This window comes from Romboutsia sp. 13368, from assembly GCF_018336475.1.
Lineage (GTDB): Bacteria > Bacillota > Clostridia > Peptostreptococcales > Peptostreptococcaceae > Romboutsia.
The window spans coordinates 1538778-1543812 of sequence record NZ_CP048741.1 but is presented as its reverse complement, the minus strand read 5'-3'; the positions used below and the strand labels follow the sequence as shown (position 1 = coordinate 1543812).

Below are 5035 nucleotides of genomic sequence, written 5' to 3'. Positions count from 1 at the left end.
AAAATGTATAAGAGAAATTTTAATATAATTAAAATATTTATATAAATACAAAAGAAAGGTGAAATTATGAGAATAAATAAATATATAGCATCTTGTGGTGTAGCATCAAGAAGAAAAGCAGAAGAAATAATACTAGATGGTAGAGTAACTGTGAATGGAAATTTAGTTACAGAGCTTGCATTTAATATAGACGAAGAAAATGATATAGTTGAAATAGATGGAAAACAAATAGGTGTAGAAAAAAATAATGTATATATAGTTTTAAATAAGCCAGAAGGATATATAACAACTGTAAAAGACCAATTTGATAGACCAAGTGTACTTGATTTAGTAAAGGATGTAGATGAAAGAGTATATCCTATAGGAAGACTAGACTATGAAACTAGTGGATTATTAATACTTACTAACGATGGTGATTTAACTTATAAATTAACTCATCCAAAGCATGAAGTTGACAAGACTTATATGGCTATAGTTAAAGGTGTGCCAAATGCACAAGAAATAAAAAACTTTGAAGAAGGATTATATATAGAAGATTATAAAACAGCTCCTGCTAAAATAAAGATAGTTAAAATAAATGAAGAAAAGAACTACTCTATATGTCAAATAAAAATACATGAAGGTAGAAACAGACAAGTAAGAAAAATGTGTAGAGCTATAAATCACCCAGTTCTTAGACTTAGAAGAGCGGCTATGGGTAAAATTGTTTTAAAAGATTTAGAAGTAGGTAAATACAGACACTTAACGAAGGAAGAAGTAGCTTACTTAAAAAGCATAAAATAGAGGTGCAAGATGAAATTAGGAAGATTTTTAACTAAAATTACAGACATAAATAAATTATACTTAGAAAATGCTATAGCTGAAGGTGATATAGTAGTTGATGCTACTATGGGAAACGGATATGATACTAAGTATTTAGCTCAAAAGGTTGGAGAAAGTGGATTTGTATATAGTTTTGATGTTCAAGAAGCAGCGTTAAAATCTACTAAAAAGAAACTTGATAAAGAAAACTTAAGTGATAGAGTAAAATTAATACTAGATGGACATGAAAATATGGACAAGTATGTTGAAGGGGAAGTTAGTTGTGTATTATTTAATTTAGGGTATTTACCTAGAGCTGACCATAATATAATAACTAAACCAGAAACTACTATAAAAGCTATTGAGCATAGTTTAAACTTATTAAAGCCTCATGGAATTATAAGTATAGCTATATATACAGGTCATGAAGGTGGAATGGAAGAAAAAAATAGTGTTTATGAGTTTGTTAAGAATTTAGACCAAAATGAGTTTAACGTATTAGAATCTGGATTTATAAACCAAATAAATAATCCACCACAACTAGTTTTAATAGAAAAGAAAAAAGAATATATAAAATAATAACTAATAGAAAATATAGGAAGTTATTGATATTTTACAATTATAATTATACAATGTTGGGATAATACTTTCTTATAGGTAAACATAAACAATAAGATAAAACATAAATAAAGGCATTTCAAAATATATACATTTATGAGCGTAAACTCATTAGCGTATTTTGAAATGCCTTTTTCCATATAATTAAATTAAGATATTTATTGTAATGGTTTACTTAAATTAAAAATATTAAAGGATGTATTAGGAGGTAAANNTTTTTATTATTAAAATTYTTTTTAATATCAACACTGTATTAAAACATAGCCTTTTATTTTATAATATTTAGATGTTATAAAAATTAAATGTTATATAACATTAAACTAAAACTAAGTTAGATTGTAAGAAAATCGTAAGAATTTAGTTAATAATTATGTAAGAAATTTATTTTATTATAAATATATATAAAAGCTTATAAGCAATATAAACTGTATTAAAAAAGGATGTGATTTTCGTGTATAATACAATGAGAAAGAACTTATAAAAGGGGAATGTAAAATGTATAACATATTAGTAGTAGATGATGATAAGGAAATAGTTGAATCAATTGAAATATATCTAAAAAATGAAGGATTTAATATATATAAAGCTTACAATGGTCTAGAAGCCTTAGAAATATTAATGGAAGAAGAAATCCACTTAATATTAATGGATATAATGATGCCTAAATTAGATGGAATAAAAGCAACTATAAAAATAAGAGAAGAGAAAAATATACCAATAATATTAGTATCAGCAAAAAGCGAAGACACAGATAAAATAATAGGTTTGAATATAGGTGCGGATGACTATATAACGAAGCCATTTAATTTATTAGAACTTATAGCAAGAGTTAAATCTAATTTAAGAAGATATGTTACTTTAGGTAATTATAATAATGATAATGTTAATAAAGATATATTAAAAAGTGGAGGACTTGAACTTAATATATGTACAAAAGAAGTAAAAGTTGATGGAGAAGTTGTAAAAATAACTCCAATAGAATTTAAAATATTAAAGCTATTATTAGCTAATAAAGGACGAGTATTCTCTATAGATGAAATATATGAAAAGGTATGGAATGAGGAAAGTTTTAATGTAGAAAATACAGTAGCAGTACATATTAGAAGAATAAGAGAAAAAATTGAGATTAATCCAAAGGAGCCAAGGTACTTAAAGGTTGTATGGGGAGTTGGATATAAAATTGAGAAGTTATAATAAGAAAGCTTTAAATAATAGAAATTTTATATTAGACTGTATTTTTATTTTAATTATGTTTGTAGTTACTCAAGTTATAGGTATAATAATATGCCTTAAATTTATAAATACCAATATAGTATCTACAATAGCAATAATTGGAATTTTAAATTTTTTACTATATAAGATGATATTATTTAATTAAGAGGAGATAGTATGAAGCAAAAAAAAGGTTTAAAATTTAGTTTTTTAGTTGTAGCACTTATATCATTATCTTTATTATTAGCTATGATACCTACTGCTATTAACATTACTACAAGTGGTAGAGGGATTATGACAAGCTATATGCATAAGGATAAAAAACTTATAGAAGATGATTTCTTTAAAAGTAAAGCATTTGACCAGGCTTTAATAAGACCATTATTATATTGGACTGGAAATTCTATAATAGATGTAGATGATTATAAAAATRATRATTTTAAGGAACATATAGAGATTGAAAAGAAATCTGCAAGAAAACAATTATCATATATAAAAAATATAAAATATATAGCTGTAAATAAAGACACTAATGAAGTTTATTCTAATACAGATTATAAAAGTATAGAAGATTTCAAGAAAAATACAAGTGGTGAATGTGATGTAGACTTATTATGTCGTAATGATGTTATTAGTTATACTAAGGTAATTGATAATAAGAAATTTACAAAAGTTGATGTTAATAGCTACTTAATAGATGTTTTTAATTACAATTTAGAAGATTTTGAGGTATGTATAAGTATTAACAAAAACTTTGAAAACTATGGTTATTATGATAAGGTACTAGAGATAAAAAATGTTTTTGATGATAATGTATTTATGTTTAAAACTATAATAACAAGCTCTCTAATAGCTTTAATATTATTTATAGTTTGTAGCGTAGTATACAAAAAAATGAAGGTTGAAGTTTTAGATAAAGATAGCTATTACTTAAAGTTTTATAAAAAAATACNNNAGAAAGTTTATGAYAATGGTCATGAAGCTTTAAAAAACATTAATTTAGAAATAAACGAAGGTGAATTAGTGTGCTTATATTATTCTACATTAGRATATTTACTATATAGCTTTATATGTGTATTTGGTTTATTTGCAATATATTATATTTTATTAAAGATAGTAAAAAGCTTTGATAAACCTATAGAAATATTAAAATCAACTTTAATATTTAGATTAATATATTTAGGAAAGAAAAGCTTTAATTATACTAATAAGTTAACAAAAACAATGCCACTAGCTAAAAGAATAATATTATTAGCACTTTTAAGTGTAGGTRTTGGTACAATTGGCTGGTTTTTAGGGTTTTTCTTTGGAAATACTGTGTTCTTAATTTTATTTGGTCCTATACTAAGTTTAGCTATTGTTGTGGCATATGTTTATTACTTAATTAAAAAACTAGATTACTTAGCTTATATAATGGAAGGAACTAATCGTATAAAAAATGGTGATATACATTATAAATTAGATATTATAGGTGATGATAACTTTACTACATTAGCAGAAGATATAAATAATATAAGAGAAGGACTTGATAAAGCGATATACAATCAAGTAAAAAGTGAAAGAATGAAGTCAGAGCTTATAACTAATGTAAGCCATGATTTAAAAACTCCTTTAACTTCTATAATTAACTATATAGAATTAATAAAAAAAGAAGATAATATAGAACCTGAACATATTAAAGACTATGTAAATGTATTAGATTCAAAGTCTAAGAGATTAAAAGTATTAATAGAAGATTTATTTGAAGCTAGTAAGGCAAGTAGTGGAAATTTAGAGCTTAATATGGAAAAAATAGATATAACTCAACTCTTAAGACAAGCAATCGGTGAAATGGAAGAAAAATTATCAGAAGCTAATTTAGATTTAAAAGTAAGAGTACCAGAAGAAAAAACTTATATAAGAGCGGATGGAAAAAGATTATATAGAGTTCTTGAAAACTTATTAAGTAATATATCAAAATACTCACTTAATAATACAAGAGTATATATTGATATAACTAAAGATAATGAGAAAGTAAAATTAACTATGAAAAATATATCATCTTATGAGTTAAATTTTGATCCTGAAGAAATAATGGAAAGATTTAAAAGGGCTGATGAGTCTAGGAATACTGAAGGAAGTGGATTAGGTCTTGCAATTGCAAGAGATTTAGTAAATGCTCAAGGTGGGAGATTTGAGATAGATATAGATGGAGATTTATTTAAAGCAAGTATAGAATTTAATTTAATAGATTAGATTAAAAAAGCTATGAAATTATAGTATAAACTTAATTTTATAGCTTTTTCTTATTGTTATATATATAATTAATCCTAACCATAAATAAGTAAAAAGTATATTATTAAATAAAAATATTTTTTCATAATATATTAAATATAATATAAAAGATGATATAATATTAATGATA

General features: G+C 24.0%; 4 protein-coding genes. All 4 read left to right on the top strand.

What is annotated here, in order from left to right; all coding sequences use genetic code 11:
• The first annotated feature begins 66 nt into the window (after positions 1-66).
• Positions 67-783, top strand: coding sequence for a pseudouridine synthase (locus G3997_RS06215; protein ID WP_296644508.1), 717 nt, complete (start codon positions 67-69; stop codon positions 781-783).
• A 9-nt stretch (positions 784-792) separates the two neighbouring features.
• A complete protein-coding gene (locus tag G3997_RS06210; protein WP_296644505.1) occupies positions 793-1380 on the top strand; it encodes a tRNA (mnm(5)s(2)U34)-methyltransferase in 588 nt (195 codons plus the stop codon).
• A 534-nt stretch (positions 1381-1914) separates the two neighbouring features.
• Complete coding sequence (locus tag G3997_RS06205; protein WP_296644504.1) at positions 1915-2613, top strand: response regulator transcription factor; 699 nt, start codon at positions 1915-1917, stop codon at positions 2611-2613.
• Between the two features lie 195 nt (positions 2614-2808).
• Positions 2809-4866, top strand: a complete 2058-nt coding sequence (locus tag G3997_RS06200; protein WP_296644501.1) for a sensor histidine kinase — start codon at positions 2809-2811, stop codon at positions 4864-4866.
• Positions 4867-5035 lie beyond the last annotated feature (169 nt).